Origin of the sequence: Halorussus salinus (genome assembly GCF_004765815.2) — an archaeon.
GTDB classification, from domain to species: domain Archaea; phylum Halobacteriota; class Halobacteria; order Halobacteriales; family Haladaptataceae; genus Halorussus; species Halorussus salinus.
Genome location: NZ_SBIS02000011.1, coordinates 136,763 through 155,966, shown reverse-complemented (window position 1 = coordinate 155,966; position 19,204 = coordinate 136,763). Strand labels below are relative to the sequence as shown.

15 protein-coding genes and 2 tRNA genes are annotated in these 19,204 nt (G+C 64.2%); 10 read left to right on the top strand and 7 right to left on the bottom strand.

Annotation, left to right across the window (positions count from 1 at the left end):
• Positions 1-29: 29 nt before the first annotated feature.
• Complete coding sequence (locus EPL00_RS20150; RefSeq protein ID WP_162224283.1) at positions 30-860, bottom strand: mechanosensitive ion channel family protein; 831 nt, start codon at positions 858-860, stop codon at positions 30-32.
• A gap of 190 nt (positions 861-1,050) precedes the next feature.
• On the opposite strand from EPL00_RS20150, the gene EPL00_RS20145 reads away from it, so the two are divergent.
• Positions 1,051-1,461, top strand: coding sequence for a ribbon-helix-helix protein, CopG family (locus EPL00_RS20145; RefSeq protein WP_135854846.1), 411 nt, complete (start codon positions 1,051-1,053; stop codon positions 1,459-1,461).
• A 10-nt stretch (positions 1,462-1,471) separates the two neighbouring features.
• Here EPL00_RS20145 and EPL00_RS20140 read toward each other — a convergent pair whose 3' ends face one another.
• The gene (locus tag EPL00_RS20140; RefSeq protein ID WP_135854847.1) at positions 1,472-1,927 is read right to left on the bottom strand and encodes a DUF5814 domain-containing protein; all 456 of its coding nucleotides are present in this window, start codon (positions 1,925-1,927) and stop codon (positions 1,472-1,474) included.
• 161 nt (positions 1,928-2,088) lie between these two features.
• Between EPL00_RS20140 and EPL00_RS20135 the strand changes: the two genes are divergently transcribed.
• Positions 2,089-2,161: transfer RNA gene (locus tag EPL00_RS20135), tRNA-His, on the top strand.
• Between the two features lie 484 nt (positions 2,162-2,645).
• On the opposite strand, the gene EPL00_RS20130 is transcribed toward EPL00_RS20135, so the two are convergent.
• Positions 2,646-3,389, bottom strand: coding sequence for an SOS response-associated peptidase (locus tag EPL00_RS20130; protein ID WP_135854848.1), 744 nt, complete (start codon positions 3,387-3,389; stop codon positions 2,646-2,648).
• Entirely contained in the window at positions 3,389-4,573 is a 1,185-nt protein-coding gene (locus tag EPL00_RS20125) for a site-2 protease family protein (RefSeq protein ID WP_135854849.1), read from the bottom strand. Before EPL00_RS20125 ends, EPL00_RS20130 begins: the two co-directional genes overlap by 1 nt.
• A 263-nt stretch (positions 4,574-4,836) precedes the next feature.
• On the opposite strand from EPL00_RS20125, the gene EPL00_RS20120 reads away from it, so the two are divergent.
• Positions 4,837-6,045 (top strand): RNA-guided endonuclease InsQ/TnpB family protein, encoded by a 1,209-nt coding sequence (locus tag EPL00_RS20120; RefSeq protein ID WP_135854991.1) that lies wholly within the window; start codon positions 4,837-4,839, stop codon positions 6,043-6,045.
• A gap of 527 nt (positions 6,046-6,572) precedes the next feature.
• Positions 6,573-6,947: a cupin domain-containing protein gene (locus EPL00_RS20115; RefSeq protein ID WP_135854850.1), complete on the top strand. Its 375-nt coding sequence runs from the start codon at positions 6,573-6,575 to the stop codon at positions 6,945-6,947.
• 11 nt (positions 6,948-6,958) lie between these two features.
• On the opposite strand, the gene EPL00_RS20110 is transcribed toward EPL00_RS20115, so the two are convergent.
• The gene (locus tag EPL00_RS20110) at positions 6,959-7,132 is read right to left on the bottom strand and encodes a hypothetical protein (protein WP_162224282.1); all 174 of its coding nucleotides are present in this window, start codon (positions 7,130-7,132) and stop codon (positions 6,959-6,961) included.
• A gap of 248 nt (positions 7,133-7,380) precedes the next feature.
• Here EPL00_RS20110 and EPL00_RS20105 point away from each other — a divergent pair, with 248 nt between their 5' ends.
• From EPL00_RS20105 to EPL00_RS20085, 5 genes are all read left to right on the top strand, one after another.
• Positions 7,381-9,435 carry a DEAD/DEAH box helicase gene (locus EPL00_RS20105; RefSeq protein ID WP_135854851.1) on the top strand — a complete coding sequence of 685 codons (2,055 nt, stop codon included), beginning with the start codon at positions 7,381-7,383 and terminating at the stop codon, positions 9,433-9,435.
• Positions 9,436-9,533: 98 nt separating this feature from the next.
• A complete protein-coding gene (locus EPL00_RS20100; RefSeq protein WP_135854852.1) occupies positions 9,534-9,860 on the top strand; it encodes a hypothetical protein in 327 nt (108 codons plus the stop codon).
• A 253-nt stretch (positions 9,861-10,113) separates the two neighbouring features.
• Complete coding sequence (locus tag EPL00_RS20095) at positions 10,114-10,404, top strand: HalOD1 output domain-containing protein (RefSeq protein WP_135854853.1); 291 nt, start codon at positions 10,114-10,116, stop codon at positions 10,402-10,404.
• A 110-nt stretch (positions 10,405-10,514) separates the two neighbouring features.
• Complete coding sequence (locus EPL00_RS20090) at positions 10,515-12,329, top strand: SLC13 family permease (protein WP_135854992.1); 1,815 nt, start codon at positions 10,515-10,517, stop codon at positions 12,327-12,329.
• A gap of 73 nt (positions 12,330-12,402) precedes the next feature.
• Positions 12,403-12,475 (top strand) — tRNA-Pro (locus EPL00_RS20085).
• Positions 12,476-12,550: 75 nt separating this feature from the next.
• Here the strand turns inward: EPL00_RS20085 and EPL00_RS20080 are convergent.
• Together EPL00_RS20080 and EPL00_RS20075 are read right to left on the bottom strand one after the other, a co-directional pair.
• Positions 12,551-13,870, bottom strand: a complete 1,320-nt coding sequence (locus EPL00_RS20080) for a hypothetical protein (RefSeq protein WP_135854854.1) — start codon at positions 13,868-13,870, stop codon at positions 12,551-12,553.
• Complete coding sequence (locus EPL00_RS20075) at positions 13,867-14,358, bottom strand: DUF4112 domain-containing protein (protein WP_162224281.1); 492 nt, start codon at positions 14,356-14,358, stop codon at positions 13,867-13,869. Before EPL00_RS20075 ends, EPL00_RS20080 begins: the two co-directional genes overlap by 4 nt.
• A 280-nt stretch (positions 14,359-14,638) precedes the next feature.
• On the opposite strand from EPL00_RS20075, the gene EPL00_RS20070 reads away from it, so the two are divergent.
• Positions 14,639-19,204 carry an LAGLIDADG family homing endonuclease gene (locus tag EPL00_RS20070; RefSeq protein ID WP_135854856.1) on the top strand — a complete coding sequence of 1,522 codons (4,566 nt, stop codon included), beginning with the start codon at positions 14,639-14,641 and terminating at the stop codon, positions 19,202-19,204.

The window sequence follows — 19,204 nt, the reverse complement described above, 5'->3', positions numbered from 1 at the left end:
AGCGACGGCCTCGCCGTCCGCTCGTCGGGCTACTCCGGCAGTTCGATGCCCGCCTCGTTCAACCGCCGGTTCACGCGCTGGAGGTAGTTCGACCGGATGGTGACGAACGCCTCGCGCGAGGGCTTGTCTATCCAGTAGCGGGCCTGCACGCCCGCCCGGCCGTTGTCCAGTTCGACCACGCGAACGGTCGGCGTCGGCCGGTCGAGGACGTTCTCGCTGGCTCGGGCCTCCTCGACGAGGAGGGTCGCCACTTCCGCGAGGTCGGCGTCGTCGCCGACGTGGAACGTGTGAGAGATGCGGCGGGGGGACTTGGCGACCGCGTTGACGACGGCGCTGGTGGCCAGTTGGGAGTTGGGCACGGTCAGCAGTTCGTTGTCGAACGTCCGGACGCGCGTCACGCGAAAGCTGATGTCCTCGATGACGCCCTCCTTGTCCTGCCAGCGAATCCAGTCGCCGATGTTGAACTTCGGGTCGGTCACGATGAAGACGCCGCCGACGAGGTTCGCCGCGATGTCCCGACTGGCGAAGCCGACGGCGACCGTCAGGGCGGCGACGACGGTCGGCGGAATCGACAGTAGGTAGCCGTAGTCGGCCACGTCGAGCGCGAGGCGGAGCGCGGTCAGTATCACGACGACGTGGGCGGTCTTGACTAGCGCGGTGGCGACGGTCTCTTGAATCCGTTGGGTGGCGAGCGCGCGCTCGACTATCGGGAGTACGACCCGCCGCCCGACGACGTACAGCGCGACGAACACGACGACGGCCACCGCGAAGTCCCAGAGCAGGTCGAGGTACCCCTCGATAGCGACTCCCGATACGTCGTCTATCTGCAAAACGAAGGGTTGCACCGCTGACCCCGTCACTGACGGGACGACGACGCGAATCCGTATAAAATCTGGCCGGAAGACGGTAGTGCGGCCGTTTCGGTGGGGTCTCCGACTCGGCGGAACCGCCGAGGAGCGGCGGTGACCGTCGGCCCGGACCCGCGCTCGGTTCCCCTCCTCGGGCGTCTGACCAATCCTTAAGTGGTCCCGCGTGCGACTTATCACCAAGATGGGTAACAAGAACAAGACGATCTCGTTCCGGGTCAACGAAGACTCCTTCGAGACGCTCCGGGAGATTGCCGAGGAGCGAGACATCTCGCTGTCGGCGGTGTTCCGCGACTACGTGGACACCCTCGTCGCCCACGACGGCCGGGTGCAGGTCGTCCCCGAGACCGAACTCGGCGAGGAGACCGACGGCACCGAGTTCCCGCCGAAGGTCGAAGTGCCCAAGAGCTTCATCCGCGAACACGAGCGCCTCGAACTCGAAGCCGAACATCTCCGCGAGCAGTTACAGGAGTACAAGCAGTACGCGAGTCGGCTCCAAGACGAGGTCGAGGAGAGCGACGACGTGGAGGAGGTCGTCCACCTCGAAGAACTGGACGACGAACTCGACAGCGACGAGACCTACCGACTCGGGTAGGTCGGGGCGATTAGCCGGACAGGCTCTCTTTCTTCCGTCTCGCCTTCGACTCCATCTCGCCGTCGCCCTCGACGCCCGCTAGCTCCTCGACGGCTTCGAGCGTCCGCACCGAGTTGTCGAGGAACGACAGCACGTCGCCGGGGTAGGCGTACACCATGTAGTCGTCGGTCATCACGTCCACGATGGCGTCCGGTCCCATCCCCTGCTCGCGGAGACGGAGCAGGTAGCGCATGAACTTGCGCTCGGGACAGCCACAGTAGGGGTTGCTCTGGCAGTCGCAGTCCAGAAAGTCCTCCGCGAAGTCCAGCACCCGCTCTTGGGTCGTGTCGTCCAATTGCGCGAGGTTGTCGCCCTGAAACAGCATGTCGAGCGTCGCGCCCTTGAACGCGCCCTTCGGGATGTTGGTCTCTAGCTGGGACCCGATTTGCCGGTGGTTCTTAACGTAGATTTTGTCCGTGATGGCCACGCTTGGCCGTCAGTTGGGTGCTGGCACCCAAAAGCGTGTCGTCGCTTCGCTCGTCGTCACGGTCCTACCACACTTCTCCGTTGGTCGGAGTGTCACTGTCTGGCAGTATCGCACAGAGTCGTAACGTATTTTAATTTCAGGCTACTATCGCCAAGTGCGTGTCCGGGTTGGGGTAGTGGACTATCCTTCAGCCTTGTGGAGGCTGAGACGCGGGTTCGATTCTCGCACCTGGACCCTTCAAAATTTCACGCTTTTACTGTTTATGCCGTATCGCTTCTTCGAATCGTAGTTCAACGACCGGATAGCTCTGCTCCGACCGTTCGCGGACGACCGTTTCAATCGTTGCAAAACGAGTTCAGACCTCGTCTGATTGGCCCACAGTCGCCTCCTTCCGCAGGGAACCCGCCGTATAACAAAGTCCGAATCCGCGTTACGAGTGAGTGCGCCCGACGGCTCGGGCGCGACGTGCAAGCAGACGGCTCCCCGGCGCTGCCGGAGGCGCTGGTGGCGGGCTGGCCTCCCGCCGTCGTGTCACCAACCCTCCCGCGAAAGTTCTCGTCCCGGCGGCCGTGAACTCTGCGACCTCTCCTTTCGGCTCGACGCGGTACTACGGTCACTGTGGTGCGGTACGACCTCGCAGTCTGAAGCGAATGTGGCGCTACGGTGATGCGGTTCTCGATTTTCTTCTCTCTGACTCCACACGAAACGAGGGGGTAGTTCAGAACTCGTCCAGCCCTGTCTGTACGTCCTCCTCGGCGGGGACCTTCTCGATTATCTCGGGACCGTCGTTCTCGGGGTCGTTGACCGTCTCGGAGACCGGATAGGCGCGCATCTCGTCGGCGGGGTACGGGTCCAGCAAGTCGGCGAGCGCGTCCTCCGAGTCGGCATCGAGCCACCGCCCTTCGTCGCCCGGCGAAAGCATCACCGGCATCCGATGGTGGACCTCCTCGACCACTGCGTTCGGTTCGGTCGTGACGATAGTGAAGGTCGCGGCGTCGTCCGTCCTGCCGCCGGTCCTACTGCCGTCCGTCGCGGCATTGTCCGCCGCGGACGACGCCGCGCCCTCGTTCCGGGGTTCCCAGAGGCCAGCGAACGCGAAGGGTTCGCGGTCTTTGCGTTCGATTCGGTAGGGCTGTTTCCCGGTCGGGGTGGGCTTCCAGTCGTAGAAGCCGTCCGCGAGGACGAGACACCGGCGCTCGGCGAACGCCTCGCGGAAACTCGGCTTCTCGGCCAGCGTCTCGCTCCGGGCGTTGATGTGGCCCGACGAGGGCGCGTCGTCGCTCCACCGGGGTACCAGCCCCCACGTCGGAAACCGGATGGCGTCGGGGTCGTCGTTCCGGACGACGGGGTGAGACTGGCCGGGCGAGACGTTGTATCGGGGTTCGAGCGCCCGGACCGGTTCGGCGTCGAATCGCTCGCGGACCAGTTCCGGGTCGGCGAACAGCGAGGTTCGTCCGCACATTATCGGGAGGGCTGTTCGGTCTCGCGCACGGGCTGTTCGGTCGGCGTGATGCGGTCGGCGCGGCCGCTCTTCTGGATGATGTCGAAGGCGGTCATCAGGTCGGTCCGGGAGACCAGTCCGGCGAGTTCGCCGTCGGCGTCGATGACCAGCAGGCGACCGATGCCGTGTTGCTGGAGTTGCTCGAACGCGCTCATCGCGTCGTCGGAGGCCGGAATCGTCTTCAGGTCGCCGGACATCACGTCCCGGACCGTGTAGGCCTCTCGCTCCACGTCCGAGACCTGTCGGGCGTCGTCGAGCGTGACCATCCCGACCAACTCGCCGCGGTCCATGACGGGGTAGCCGGTGTGGCGCTCGCGGAACATCGTCTCCATCAGGTCGGCGACCGAGATGTCGGCCTCGACCGTGTTCAGTTTCTCGACGGGCGTCATCACGTCCCTGACGCGCACGTCGCGGAACGCGGCGTTCATCACGGTCTGTTGGGCCTCGCTGGTCGCGCCGATGTAGATGAAGAAGGCGATACCGATGAGGAGAATGTTGCCGCTGAACAGGCCGAACAGGCCGAGGACGATGGCGAATATCTTGCCGACCTCGGCGGCGGTCTGGGTCGCGTCGGCGAACGACCGGTTTCGGGCCAGTAGCGCGCGGAGGACGCGCCCGCCGTCCATCGGGAAGCCGGGCAGGAGGTTGAATATCGCCAGCGTGATGTTTATCAGCGCGAGGTAGCCGAACAGGAACTGGACCGCGGGTAGACCGCCGGTCACGAGGAGCGCGCCGTAGGAGAGGACCCCGAGTGCGACGCTGACTGCGGGACCGGCGACGGCGATGAGCAGTTCCTGCTTCCACTCCTCGGGCGTCTCGGTCAGTCGCGCGATGCCGCCGAAAATCCACAGCGTGATGGAGTCGATGGGGAAGCCAAAGCGCATCGCCACCAGCGAGTGGCCGAGTTCGTGGAGGACGACGCCGACGAACAGGCCGACCGCCGCGACAGCGCCGAGTATCCACTCTAAATTCCCGGTGGTGAGCGCCGCGGCATCGAGGTTGGTGCGCCAAAGCAGGTTGAGACTCCCGACCAGCGTCCCCACCTGCGAGCCGATGAGCCACGCGAACACCGGCAAGACGAGGAGGAACGTCAGGTCGAGTTTTATCGGAATCCCGAACGCCCGCCCGACGGTGAAACTTCTCATACGTATGGGTAGCCGTGGCAGAGTATTAACGGTAGGGTTGGCGGCGACGGCCCCCGGCCTGCGCTCGCGCCAGCGACCGGGCCTGTCGTCAGTTTCGCCGCCTCGTTCCACCAACGTTTCGCCGCCTCGTTCCACCAACGTTTCGCCGCCTCGTTCCACCAACGTTTCGCCGCCTCGTTCCACCAACCGTTCTGACGAGTTGACTTATTCTGCCCGGCCAAGCCAAAGTATTCAAGATGCCCCCGGAGACAGTCACGTACAACGTGGCAGACACCGAATATTGCAGACGAACCGCAGTCACCGGACTCTCCGTGTCCCCGACGGACGCCGCACGGCTTCGCGAGTTGGTCGACGCGTGGAAACGCGGGTGCCAACTCGCGGTCAACGAGGCGTGGGGTGTCTGTCACACGCGAAGCGAAGTCCAACAGCTCGCGTACGACCGCCTGCGCGAGGAGACCGACCTCGGAAGCCAGCACGCGGTGTTGGCGACCCACCGGGCAGCCGAGGCCATCAAGCGCGCTCGGGAGCGCGAGGGCGAGCGACCGGAGTTCACCACTCCGACCGTCGCGTTCGACACCCGGACGATGACGGTGTTCGACGACCACACGGTCAGTCTCACGACGACCGGCGAGCGCGTTCGGTGCGACCTGAAGCTCTCGGACGACGGCTATCAGTCCCGGTACTTGGACGACGACGAGTGGGAACCCGCCAAGAGTACCCTCCACTACCGCGACGGCGAGTTCACCTTCCATCTGGGCTTCCGGACTCCTCGGCCCGCCATCGACTCGCCGACCGAGGGCGCGACGGTTCTGGGCGTCGATTTGGGCGTCGAGAACCTCGCGGTCACCAGCACCGCGCGCTTCTTCGGCGCGGGCGAACTGAACCACCGCCGCGACGAGTTCGAGGAGGTCCGGGCCTCCCTCGACGCCACCGGCACCCGGAGCGCGGCGCGCACGCTCCGGCAGGCGGGCGAACGCATCGACCGCTTCGTCCGCCAGCGCCTCCACGAGGTCGCCAACGGCATCGTCGCCGAGGCCGTCGAGTACGACTGCGAACTAATCGCGTTCGGCGAACTGAGCGAAGCCGCCGACCTCCTCCCCGAGGCCGAGACGTACCACGAGTGGCTCTTCGAGCGACTCCTCTCGTTCGTGGAGTATCGGGCCGCCGAGGAGGGCGTCGCGGTCGTGGAGGTCAACCCGGAGTACACCAGCCAGCGGTGCATGGAGTGTGGGTTCACCCACCCGCAGAACCGGAACCTCGACGAGAGCCAGTTCGAGTGCCTGAAGTGCGAGGCGTCGGCTCACGACGACTACAACGCCGCCAAGAACATCGCGTTCCGGTGTGTCCGGCGCGGCCCGCTCTCGTCGCGGGGTCTCGGCGCGGCGGCCTGTGCGCTCCAGTCGGGGCTGGTGACGCCCGACGACGGCTTCACGCCCTACGCGGAGCTTTCGGAGGCTCCTCGGTCGGATTAGGGCGGAGTGGGGTTTTATTTCGGGTTGGTTCTGTTTTTGTCTGCTTCGAGTTCGTCGGCGACGCGAACTTGAGTTTCCGCTTGAGCGAATCCTACTGCGACCGCACCGCAACAGCACTGCTACCGTGACTGCGAACCGCGACAGCACTGCTACCGCGACTGCGAACCGCGACAGCAACGCAAGCTAGAGCCGACAAAAAGGAGCCACCGCCACTGCCACCGCCCCGCACAGCACCGCGACGGCCACGTCCTCCCCAACCGACTGCGCTACTCGGCCTCCGCTTCGCTCCGGCCTCCGTTGCTCGTCCACCGGGAGACAAACCGCGTCTCCCGAGCCGTGCGCTCACATCCGTTCGCGCAGACCTCGCGCGCCGATGGCGCGACCACTTGCGGGTCGCACCAGCGCGCGCCGACCGCAGAACAATTTAAAGGTTTCTCAAAGAGAGTTAATTCTGTCTCATATGAGTCCAAAGCAGTCCCGCCGTCGCTCGACGCAACTTTTTACGACTCGCCCGCGTAGCCCCGGCCATGAGTCAGCGACCGAAGCCACTGATTCGCCGAAGCGAGGAGATAGAGTACGAGGAGGTCGGCGCGGCCGACGGCATGTCCAAGGGCGTCCTGATAGACGAGGAGCGCGGCGCGCCGAACTTCGCCATTCGGCGATTCGAACTCGACCCCGGCGCGTCGGTGCCCGAACACACCAACGAGGTCGAACACGAGCAGTACGTCCTCTCGGGCGAGTACGTCGTGGGTATCGGAGACGAAGAGTACACCGTCGGCGAAGGCGACTCGCTGTTGATTCCCGCGGGCGTCGTCCACTGGTACCGAAACGAGGGCGACGAACCGGGCGCGTTCATCTGCGCCGTGCCCAACGGCGACGACGAGATCGAACTGGTCGAGTAGTCCAGTAGAAGTTACTCGTACTCCGGTAGCGAGACGAGGGCCTGAATGTCAGCGGAAATCCACGCGTCGGCGGCCGACTCGTCCTGCATTCGGACCGTCGGCGTGCCGTCCGTGTCGTCCTCGATTTCAAGCGTGACTTGTTCGTCGAACCGCTCGGGTAACCGCGTGTTGTGTCTCCCCCTCATAGTTGGTCGGTCGCTTCGCATCCGGCGCTTACCACGAAGCGGTCTTTGTTATTTGCCGGTTGCCCGAGCGGTATTACCGGAATAACCGTGTGAGACGGAAGTTATCGTCGGCTTACCGCGAGTTAGGGTCACATTTCCGGGGAAGCTGTCGGCCTCGGACGCGCGATTCCGGCATCGAATTCCGTCCGTTTGCCGTCCGTACCCACAGTTCCGAACCGCTCAAATACCGCGAGCTATTATCCGCGAACGTGTCGAAGCAGGTCCCGCAGGTAGACGCGCTGTTCCTCCACGAGTCGTCCGGCGACTACGTCGCGGTCGTGAATCGGGACGGCGAGCGCGTCTTCCAGTCGAAACTCGAACTACAGGAGACGAGCGCCGGTCCGCGACCCGGCAAGTTCCGCGTCAAGCGCGGGACGAGCGAGGAGCCCCGCAGTCCCGACCAGTTCGTGGAGATCGCCCGCCGAGCCGACCGCATCCGCATCTCTCAGCAGACCTCGAAAGCCGCCCGCGACGAGCTACAGGAGATGCTCGACGCCTACCAACTCGACGCGAAGGCCGTCCGCACCTGCCGGTTCTGCGCGTCGAGCGGCCACTACTCGCCCATCACCGGCGACACCGCGGTCGATACCGGCGACGAGTACATCTGTCCCGACTGCGCGAAAGAAGAGTTGGAGCGGGAACTCTCCTTCCAAGGTGACATGACGAGCGAGGCCCGAAACCGCCTCGAAGACCTCCTGTTGGAAGTGCAGGACTTGGAACGCATCACGAATCTGTTGAAGGGGCAACTCGACCCCGACCTCACGAAGTTCGACGAGATAAGCGCGAACGTCGAGGACGTGGACAACATCCGGGTCGATTCGCTCGGTCTCCATCCGGGCATCCAGAACTTGCTGGAACCGCGGTTCGAGGAGCTACTCCCGGTCCAGAGCCTCTCGGTTCAGAACGGTCTCCTCGACGGCGAGGACCAACTCGTCGTGAGCGCGACCGCGACCGGCAAGACCCTCGTGGGCGAGATGACCGGCATCGACCGCGTGCTGAACGGGAAGGGCAAGATGCTCTTTTTGGTCCCGCTGGTCGCGCTCGCCAACCAGAAACACGAGGACTTCGAGGACGAGTACGGCGATTTGGTGGACGTGACCATCCGCGTGGGCGCGAGTCGCGTCCGGGACGACGGCCACGCCTTCGACCCGAACGCCGACGTAATCGTCGGCACCTACGAAGGCATCGACCACGCGCTCCGGACCGGCCGCAATTTGGGCGACATCGGGACCGTCGTCATCGACGAGGTCCACACGCTCAAAGAGCAGGACCGGGGCCACCGCCTCGACGGACTCATCGCGCGACTCAAGCACTACTGCGAGAACCGCGCCGCCCAAAGCCACGACTACGGCGGGGCGCAGTGGGTCTACCTCTCGGCGACGGTCGGCAACCCCTCCAGTCTCGCCGAGTCGCTGGAGGCGAACCTCGTGGAGTTCGAGGAGCGTCCCGTGCCCCTCGAACGCCACGTCACCTTCGCCGACGGCAAGGAGAAGCCCGACATCGAGAACAAACTCGTCAGGCGCGAGTACGACAGCAAGTCCTCGCAGGGCTACCGGGGTCAGACTATCATCTTCACCAACTCCCGGCGTCGGTGTCACGAAATCTCTCGCCAACTGGAGTACAGTTCCGCGCCGTATCACGCCGGACTCGACTACGGCCGCCGGAAGAAGGTCGAACGCATGTTCGCCGATCAGGACCTCGCGGCGGTCGTGACGACCGCGGCGCTGGCGGCCGGGGTGGACTTCCCGGCCTCGCAGGTCATCTTCGACACGCTCGCGATGGGCATCGAGTGGCTCTCCGTACAGGAGTTCCACCAGATGCTCGGGCGGGCGGGTCGCCCGGACTACCACGACCGCGGGAAGGTGTACGTCCTCGTGGAACCGGACACGTCCTACCACAACAGCATGGAGATGACCGAAGACGAGGTGGCGTTCAAACTCCTCAAGGGCGAGATGGAGAACGTCCGGACGCTCTACGACGAGAGTTCCGCGGTCGAGGAGACCCTCGCCAACATCACGGTCGGCGGCGCGGAGGCCAAGCGACTGGGCGACCGGATGATCGGCGAGATTCCGACCAAGCACGCGCTCGGGAAGTTGCTCGAATACGGCTTTATCGACGGACTCGAACCGACCGACCTCGGCCGCGTCGTCACGAGCCACTTCCTCGCGCCCGACGAGGCGTTCAAGATTCTCGACGGGGTGCGAAAGGACCACCACCCCTTCGAAATCGTCGCGGAACTCGAACTCCACGGCGAAGAAGAGTAGAATGGGTTACAATCCTTGAATTCATACAAACTACAAACCCAAAAATTTAAGTCAATAAGTGGTAACTAGTATCTCGGGTATAATCGCCCATAGATACCATGAAACGGATTACCACACTTTTCGTAGTAGTTGGCGTCTCGCTCGCACTGTTGGCTTCGCCCGCCGCTGCCGCGGGTGACGCGACGACCGACGGCCACCCGAACCCAATCTTCGGTGACAAGTCGGTAACGGTGTTCGGTCAGGACGCGACGACCGAGGGTCATCCGAACATGCCGATTTTCGGTGACAAGTCGGCGACGGTGTTCGACCAAGACGTGACTACGGACGGCCACCCGAACATGCCGATTTTCGGTGACCTGTCGGTGACGGTGTTCGGCGAGGACGTGACGACGAACGGGCACCCGAACATGCCCATCTTCGGCTAATTGTAGCCGGTCGTATCGCGTCCCCGATTACACGTCCCGCGCGAGGAGTACCCGTTCCCGCTTTCGGCGTCGTCGGCCGATTCGAGAGTTTCGAGTCGGTTCCGGTTCGGAGATTAAACTCGCTGTCTTCGAACCCCCGTGAGACGGAGAAATACCGGTCTATCGCGGTACTCGGAAATCATTCGGTAGATTGACCTTCGTCTGACGCTCGTCTGCCGGGATTTAATAGTGGGTTCACTCGAAGACCGTCTCGATGGCGACAGCAGACGGTAATGGACCTCCTCGCGGGGGAGTCCCGGTCTACGAGACCCACCACGACGGGGACGCGTCGCTGAGTCAGACGATCATCGAAGCGGTCGCTTCGGTCGAGGGGGTGGACCCGACCGACCGGGACCTCGAACTCTACAAGGCCGTGGATTTGGAGGCGCTCGACACGCTGTTCGAGCGCCGCTCGTCCGACGGCCACTGGCAGTTCGAGTTCGCTATCGACGGCTTTCTGGTCGTCGTCACCGGGAGCGGTCACGTCTCGGTCTGGGACCACTGACCGTCGCCGCCGAGCGGTCGGCCGACGGTCGGGCCGTCGCCGCGCAGTCCGCACCATTTTTGCTCTCGCCGTGAGATGTATTCGACGTGGCACTCTCGCTGACGCCGAGCATCGTCGTCGTGTTCCTCGTCATCCTCGCGGCGCTGGTGCTGTTCGCGACCGAACCGGTCCCCATCGACATCACCGCTATCGGCATCATGGTCGCGCTGATGGTGCTGGAACCGTGGACCGAGGTCTCGCCCGCCGAGGGCGTCTCGGGGTTCGCTAGCTCCGCGACCGTCACCGTGCTGGCGATGTTCATCCTGAGCTACGGCGTCCAGCGGACCGGCGCGGTCCAGATTCTCGGCCGGAAAATAGCGGCGTTCACCAAAGACGACGAGGACCGCCAGCTCGGCGCGACTATCGGCGTCGTCGGCTCCATCTCCGGGTTCATCAACAACACCGCCGCGGTCGCCATCCTGTTGCCGATGGTGACCGACCTCGCCCACGAGGGCAAGACCTCGCCGTCGAAGCTCCTGCTCCCCCTCTCTTACGCCTCGATGTTCGGCGGCACGCTCACGCTCATCGGCACCTCGACCAACATCCTCGCCAGCGACCTCGCGGCGCGACTCGGCGCGCAGAACCCAGAGGTGTACCCCGAACTCGGAGCCTTCTCGATGTTCGAGTTCACCTCGCTCGGAATTTTGGTCTCCATCGTCGGCGCGGCCTACCTCATGACGGTCGGTCGGTGGCTCACGCCCGCTCGCATCCCCGTGCGCGAGGACCTCACCGAGGAGTTCGAGTTAGAGGAGTACCTGACCGAAGTGGTCGTCACCGACGACTCGCCGCTCGTCGGCCGGACCGTCGCCGACGCGCTCGCGGACACCGACTTCGACGTGGACCTCGTGCAACTCGTCCGCGGGGGCAAGACGTTCGGCGAACCGCTCGGGCAGAAGCAGATTCAGGCCGAGGACATCTTCGCGCTCCGGACCGACCGCGAGACGCTGTTGGACCTCACCGACACCGAGGGGCTTCGACTCCTGCCCGACGTTGACGTGGACGACGAGGAGCTAGCGGGCGAGGACGCCGACCGGAGCCTCGTGGAAGTCGTCATCGCTCCTCGGTCGTCGCTGGTCGGCGAGACGCTCGCCACCGCGAACTTCCGGGACCGCTACGACGCGACCGTGTTGGCCCTGCGGCGCGGCCCGGAGTACATCCGCAAGCGCATGGACCACGCCGAGTTGCAGGTCGGCGACACCTTGTTGGTGCAGGCGACCCCCGACAGCATCTCGCGGTTGAACGTCAACCGGGACTTCATCGTCGCCCAAGAGATAGACCGGCCCGACTACCGCGAGTCGAAGATTCCGCTGGCCATCGGCATCGTCGGGGCCGTCGTCACGGTGGCCGCCCTCGACGTGCTTCCCATCATGGTCTCGGCGCTGGCGGGCGCGCTCGTGATGGTCCTGACCGGCGTCCTCAAGCCACCGGAGGTCTACGACGCGGTGGAGTGGGACGTTATCTTCCTGCTCGCGGGGGTCATCCCGCTCGGCATCGCGATGGAACAGACCGGTGCGGCCGACCTCATCGCGGACCTGTTGGTGGCGTCGGCCACCTTCCTGCCACCCATCGCGGTACTGGGCCTGTTCTACGTCGTGACCGCGGTGCTGACCAACATCGTCAGCAACAACGCGAGCGTCGTGTTGATGATTCCGGTCGCGGCCGAGGCCGCCAGACAACTCGACGCCAACGCCTTCGCGTTCGTGCTGGCGGTCACGTTCGCGGCCTCGACGGCGTTCATGACGCCGGTCGGCTACCAGACGAACCTCTTCGTCTACGGTCCCGGCGGCTACAAGTTCACCGACTACGTGCGGGTCGGCGCGCCCCTCCAACTCCTGTTCGCCGTGGCGACGACGCTCGGCATCGCCGCGATTTGGGGCGTGGTCTGAGGAGTGCCGACGGGTCGCTTTTCGCCGACCTAAACGAAACTCTTTACACGGCCTGCCGTCTACTAAATCGTGCGGGACCGTGGGGTAGCTTGGTATCCTTTCGGCCTTGGGTGCCGATAACCCCGGTTCGAATCCGGGCGGTCCCATCCAGCTTCTGCGATTCTGTGACGGACTCGTCGGGGTCCATTCGCCTTCGGTCCAAATCACCGTATCAGATTCTCTCACTTCCCGCCGGTTACGAAGCTGTAGAGGCCGTAGAGGAGAACACCGACGCCGAGAAACGCAACCACTGCCTGTGCCGTCTCTAGAGTCTGGACGAGCGAGGGGTCCGCCGAGTAGGGGACGCCGCGGCCGGGCAACGCGACGCTCGGTTGCAGGAGCGCCGACCCGAACCAGACGACCACGCCGACGAGCGCGATGCCCGCCGATTTCAGCCGACTGCCCTCCGAGGCCGACTCGCGGGTCGATTCGACCGCGGCGTCGCTCGTCGCTCCTCGGCGGTCCGGCGTCGCGTCCGTGCGTTCGGCGGTCGTCCCCGCGGTTTCGGTCTCGGTCGCGCCGGTGGCGACGCTGCCGGGCGTCGAGGTGTCTACGACCACGTCGTCGGGCGCGAGGTAGACGTGGATGTCGCCGCGGACGGTCTCGGCTCCCTCGAACTCGGTGAGCGCGTTGTCGCCGCCCTCTACGCTGACGCCGATCTCGAACGCGCGGTCCGCCGGGAGGTCGGTCCACTCCTCGCGCTCCCCGCTCGGTATCGTCACGTCCTCGGCGAACTCGGTGCCCTCGTCGGTGCGACAGCCGATGCGCGCGCTGACCGGGCTTCCGGTGTCGTTGCGTGCGACGAGCGTCGTGTCGCCGGTCTCGCCGTCGAATCCCGACGCGTCGGTCTCGCCGCCAGTCGTGCCGCTCGCTATCTCGGTCGTCGCCCCGCTTGCTGTCTCGGTCGTCGCTCCGCTTGCTGTCGCGGCGGTCGCCGCGACTGTTCCGCTACCGCCCGACGCGACTGCTCCGCTATCGCCCGATGCGACCTTGTTCGCCGGGGGGGCGTCCGATTCGGCGTCGGCCTCCGCCGACAGCGCGCGGACGACGCGAGCGAGCGCCGCGTGGCGCTGTCGCCCGCTCCCGCGATTTCGCCAGCCGCGGCCGAGCTGTATCACCAGTGATTCGCCAGTCAGTTCGGCGGCGTCCACCACGACCGCGTAGGTCCGGTCCGCGCCCTTCAACTCGCTTCCCTGCCACTCGGCGAACTCCACGCCGGTCACTCCGGCGAACGCGACCGAGCGGGTCCGTTCTCGACTCGCGGCCTCCTCGACCTCGAACTCCTGAAAGCCCTTGAAACCGCCGAGAAATCGCCTGACTGTCGAACCGGCGTGGTCGTCTACCTTCCCGACGTACCCCGATTGGACCGTCGGGTCCCCGGCACCGCAGACGAGTCGCCGGTCCTCGACGAAGAGTCGTCCCTCGACGCAGGACTCGTCCGGTGGATTCCGACCGACCCTCTCGGTCGCGCAGAAGTACGCGGGCGCTTCGTGGCGGCTCATAGTAGACTCCCCAGTGCCAGCACGAACAGGATGAACGGCGACGCTAGCAACAGCACGAACAGCCAGTTAGTCGAGCCGTCGAGTGTCTCCTCGTGTCGCCGGAGCCGTCCCACGTTCCCGACGTTCGCCGACCAGACCAGCCCCACGAGGTCACCAACGATGGGAATCGCACCCACGATCCCCTCGACTAGCAGGATGACCGACATCTTCACGAGCGTCCACGTCGGCGCGCCGAGTCCCGTCCCGTGGTAGACCAGCGTCGCCGCCAGCACCATCATCGCACCGTCGCCGACGCCGGGAAGCAGCCCGACGATAGTCGAGACGCCAACCCGGAAGTCGGTGAACGGGAGGCGAAACTCGGCGTCCAGCCACACCGCCCTGTTCTCCAACGCGTCCAGTTTCTCGCCGACCGCCGACGCCGACTCGAACTCGGCCCCGGCCGTCGCCGGATCGAGTTCGTGGGCGACACTATTATCCGAAACTGACATATGCGCCGGTTTCACAATCATCAGTAATAAAACTCCAACGTTGCCGGGGTGGGTTTCCGTGGCCCGACGAGGCCGAACGGACTCCTCGGTCGTCTGCGATCGAAATAATCGAGAATTCGATATGTAGGAGACGACACGAGGAGAGACGCGACGGGAAGAGACGCAGTGGGGAGGAACGCGACGGGAAAGAACGCGACGCGACCCGTGGCCGTCACCGCTCGTTCACTTTCAGCGTGCTTTACGAACCTTCTTACCGGAGGAAGAACTACGTTTCTGGTGAATGGCTCGCGCGGAGAATACGGAGCTTATCGACAACTTCGAGCAGTTCTACCGGCGGTACTACAGCGACGAGATCGGGCGACTCGCGCAGAACTACCCGAACGAACAGCGGTCGCTGTACGTAGACTGGACCGACCTCTATCGCTACGACTCGGACCTCGCGGACGACTTCCTCTCGCAACCCGAACAGCTACGCGAGTACGCCGAGGAGGCCCTGCGCCTGTACGACCTCCCGGTGGACGTGAGCCTCGGGCAGGCCCACGTCCGCGTGCAGAATCTGGACCAGAGTACCGACATCCGGGAGATTCGCGCCCGGCACGTCAACACGATGGTCAGCGTGCAGGGCATCGTCCGGAAGGCGACCGACGTTCGGCCGAAGATTCAGGAGGCCGCCTTCGAGTGCCAGCGGTGCGGGACGCTGACCTACATCCCCCAGAGCGGCGGCGACTTTCAGGAACCCCACGAGTGTCAGGGCTGTGAGCGACAGGGTCCCTTCCAGATCAACTTCGACCAGTCGGAGTTCGTGGACTCCCAGAAACTCCGCGTCCAAGAGAGTCCCGAGGGACTCCGGGGCGGGGAGACGCCCCAGAGCCTCGACGTTCACATCGAGGACGACATCACCGGCGAGGTGACGCCCGGCGACCACGTCACGGTCACGGGCGTCCTCCACCTCGAACAGCAGGGGAGCGGACAGGACAAGTCCGCGGTCTTCGACGTGTACATGGACGGCATCTCGGTGACCATCGAGGACGAGCAGTTCGAGGAGATGGACATCACCGACGAGGACAAGCAGGAAATCGTCGAACTCTCCCAGTCCGACGACATCTACGAGCAGATGGTCGATTCGATGGCCCCGGCCATCTACGGCTACGACGAGGAGAAACTGGCGATGATTCTCCAACTGTTCTCGGGCGTGACCAAACACCTCCCCGACGAGTCGCGGATTCGCGGGGACCTGCACATGCTCCTCATCGGGGACCCCGGTACGGGGAAGTGTGTCAAAGGCGATACGAGAATCACGCTCGCAGACGGGACCGAGCGCGAAATTCGGGAATTGGTGGAGGAGAACTTGAACGACCCTCAGCCAATCGACGACGGCGTCTACGACGACGTAGACTTCGAACTCCCGTCTCTCACTCCTCGGGGGTCGTTAGAACAGCGGCGCGCGACGAAAGTCTGGAAGCGCGAAACACCGGAGCGGATGTATCGCATTCGGACGGCCAGTGGGTCGGAACTCGAAGTTACGCCGTCGCATCCGCTCTTCGTTCAGTCCGGTGGCTCGTTCGATGCAGTTCGGGCCGAAAATCTCGGAGAAGGGGACTCCGTGGCAGTCAGTAAGCAGAGTCACCCCGCGCTGACCGACGGCGGGACACGAGTCACAAATCGGGCAGGAGGGGATTCGAGTTGGCTCCTCGGTTCGAAGGTCGGAACATCTCCAATCAAAGCCATCGAAACCGTCGAACCGGACTACGACTGGGTGTACGACCTCGAAGTCGAAGGGACACACAGCTACGTCTCTAATGGAGTTCTCTCGCACAACTCGCAGATGATTTCCTACGTGCAGAATATCGCGCCACGGTCTGTGTACACGTCTGGGAAGGGTAGCAGTTCGGCAGGACTTACGGCGGCGGCTGTTAGAGACGACTTCGGCGACGGCCAGCAGTGGACGCTCGAAGCGGGTGCGCTCGTCCTCGCGGACCAAGGCATCGCAGCGGTGGACGAGTTAGACAAGATGCGCTGTGTGACCGGCGACACGCTCGTTCACCTCGCCGACGGCCGGGTTTCGCGCATTCGGGACCTCGCACGCGAAGCCGCCGACACGGGCACTATCGAGGAGCTTCCGAACGGGCGCACGATTCGGGATGTGGACCTCGAAGCGTGGACGATGACCGACGACGGGCGGCTCGTCAAGCGCCCAGTTACGGCGGTCCACGAGTACGACGCTCCGGAGGAAGTGACGACGGTCAGCGTCGAGTCGGGCGAGGAGTTGACCGCGACTCACGACCACCCGTTCTTCGTGTTCGAAGACGGCCAGCGAGTCGAGACGCCTGCCGCAGAACTCGACGCTGGCGACTGGGTGTACGTACCGCGCCAGTTGTCTCAGCCGACGACAGACGGCGGAACTGCTGTCGAGACATCAGAATCGGCCGACTTACCGACGGGTACGGAACCGTCTCTCGGCGCAGTTCTCGGGTATCTCTCCGGCGATGGAAACGTATACTACGACCGTGACGAGGGCGTCTACGGGATTCGTTTCATCAACAAGGAAGAAGAGCTGCTACTGGACTTCGAGAGAGCGTGCCGGGAAGCGTTCGACGCACACCCGGTTCGACCGCCGAGCGAACAGCGCGACGACGGTGTCGAGACCGTTCGCCTTCCGGGGCGCGAGTACGCCGACGCGGTACTTGATGCGGGGATGAACCTCGAAACGTACGACGAGAAGGCGTTCCCCGACGGCGTCACCGACGCACCATCTGCCACGAAGGCGGCCTTCATCCGGGCATTGGCGGATAGTGAAGGGAGCGTCGATCCGGAGACGGGGAACGTCACGATTCACTCGTCCAGCTACGAGTTGCTACTCGGCGTCAAGAGTCTGCTCTTGGAGTTCGGCGTGACGAGCCAGATTCAGACCCGTGAACACGACACGGGTCGGGATATGTATCTCCTCGCTATCACGGCGGCAGACTCACTCGAAGCGTTCGACAGTCACATCGGGTTCACGCTTGACCGAAAACAGTCGTCACTCGAGGCCGTCTGCGAATCGGCATCCGGCGACCGGACAATACTCGACGTGATTCCGGAGTGTGGCGATTTGATCGCCGAGATTCGGAAGTCACTTCGACTCTATCAGTCGGAGTGTGGACTCGACGACGCGACGTACTGTAACTTCGAGAACGACGACGCAAACGTCTCGCTTCGCTTGGCTCGACGTATCCTAGACGCATTCGAGGACCGCAAGCGAGACGCCGCCGCTACTCTCGAAACGCTGACCGGCGACTGCGACTGGGCGACGCTCACCGAGGTCAAAGACCGATACCATGCGTCGCAGAGCGAACTCGCCGACGGAACCGAGTACACTCAACAGATGATTTCTCGGGAATGGGGTCGAAACGACGACCTCCGTGCCGTCGTGTGCGACCGACTCTCTACGCTCGTCACGTCCGTTACCGACACCGATCTCGACCCGTTCCGGTCGTTAGTTCACGGCGACGTGAAGTGGCGGCGCGTCGAGTCCGTGGACGCGACGACGGCGAGCGAGGCAACCGACCGAAAGCGACTGATGCGCGGCGAACTCGCCGACCTTTTGACGTGTTCGCCCGAGAATAGCGTCGAAACGGCACGGAACCTGTTGGCGACCCAACCGTCGGGAGGAACATGGAGCGACCTGCGTGACGAACTCGACCGACACGACGTTTCGCTCGCCGCTCTCGCCGACGATTTAGATGTCGCCCCTTCGACCGTCTCGCGGTGGTTCAGGGGCGTCGTGGAGACCGACCGCTTCCCTGAAGTAGAAGCGGTTGCACTCGATCACGTCCGGAACGTCCGCGAGGAGGCCCAGCGACTGCTGGATGCAATCGAAGCGAGTTCCGAACCGAAGGTGTACGACCTGACGGTCGAGGGAACACACAACTTCGTCGCCAACGGAATGGTCGTTCACAACTCGGAGGACCGCTCGGCCATGCACGAGGCCCTCGAACAGCAGAAGATTTCGGTCTCGAAGGCGGGCATCAACGCGACGCTCAAGTCCCGGTGTTCGCTCCTCGGGGCGGCGAACCCCAAGTACGGCCGGTTCGACCAGTACGAGTCCATCGGCGAGCAGATAGACCTCGAACCCGCCCTGATATCGCGGTTCGACCTCATCTTCACCGTCACCGACCAGCCCGACGAGGAGCACGACAAGCGCCTCGCCCAGCACATCATCCAGACCAACTACGCCGGGCAGTTGAACACCCAGCGGACCGAAATGAGCGCGCCCAACATCTCCGAGGAGGAGGTCGAGAGCCAGACCGAGGAGGTCGCGCCCGCAATCGACCCCGACCTCCTGCGCAAGTACATCGCGTACGCAAAGCGCAGTTGCTTCCCGACGATGACCGACGAGGCCAAACGGACCATCGAGGACTTCTACGTGGACCTCCGGACGAAGGGGGCCGACGAGGACGCTCCGGTCCCGGTGACGGCCCGGAAACTGGAGGCGTTGGTCCGCCTCTCGGAGGCCAGCGCGCGCGTCCGTCTCTCCGACGAGGTCGAACAGGAAGACGCCGAGCGCGCGGTCTCGATTACGCGCTCCTGCCTGCAGGACATCGGCGTGGACCCCGAGACCGGCCAGTTCGACGCCGACGTGGTCGAGACCGGGACCTCGAAGTCCCAGCGCGACCGCATCAAGAACATCAAGCAACTCATCGCTGACATCGAGGAGGACTACGACGAAGGCGCGCCGATGGACGTGGTGTTGGACCGCGCCGAGGAGATCGGCCTCGAACACTCGAAGGCCGAACACGAGATAGACAAACTGAAACAGAAAGGCGAGGTGTACGAGCCTTCGACCGACCACCTCCGGACGACGTAG

Coding starts and splice junctions, on each gene's coding strand:
- EPL00_RS20110 (WP_162224282.1), bottom strand. CDS start 7,132: ATGAGGGGGAGACACAACACGCGGTTACCCGAGCGGTTCGACGAACAA.
- EPL00_RS20070 (WP_135854856.1), top strand. CDS start 14,639: ATGGCTCGCGCGGAGAATACGGAGCTTATCGACAACTTCGAGCAGTTC.
- EPL00_RS20075 (WP_162224281.1), bottom strand. CDS start 14,358: ATGTCAGTTTCGGATAATAGTGTCGCCCACGAACTCGATCCGGCGACG.
- EPL00_RS20125 (WP_135854849.1), bottom strand. CDS start 4,573: ATGAGAAGTTTCACCGTCGGGCGGGCGTTCGGGATTCCGATAAAACTC.
- EPL00_RS20095 (WP_135854853.1), top strand. CDS start 10,114: ATGGCGACAGCAGACGGTAATGGACCTCCTCGCGGGGGAGTCCCGGTC.
- EPL00_RS20130 (WP_135854848.1), bottom strand. CDS start 3,389: ATGTGCGGACGAACCTCGCTGTTCGCCGACCCGGAACTGGTCCGCGAG.
- EPL00_RS20080 (WP_135854854.1), bottom strand. CDS start 13,870: ATGAGCCGCCACGAAGCGCCCGCGTACTTCTGCGCGACCGAGAGGGTC.
- EPL00_RS20145 (WP_135854846.1), top strand. CDS start 1,051: ATGGGTAACAAGAACAAGACGATCTCGTTCCGGGTCAACGAAGACTCC.
- EPL00_RS20100 (WP_135854852.1), top strand. CDS start 9,534: ATGAAACGGATTACCACACTTTTCGTAGTAGTTGGCGTCTCGCTCGCA.
- EPL00_RS20115 (WP_135854850.1), top strand. CDS start 6,573: ATGAGTCAGCGACCGAAGCCACTGATTCGCCGAAGCGAGGAGATAGAG.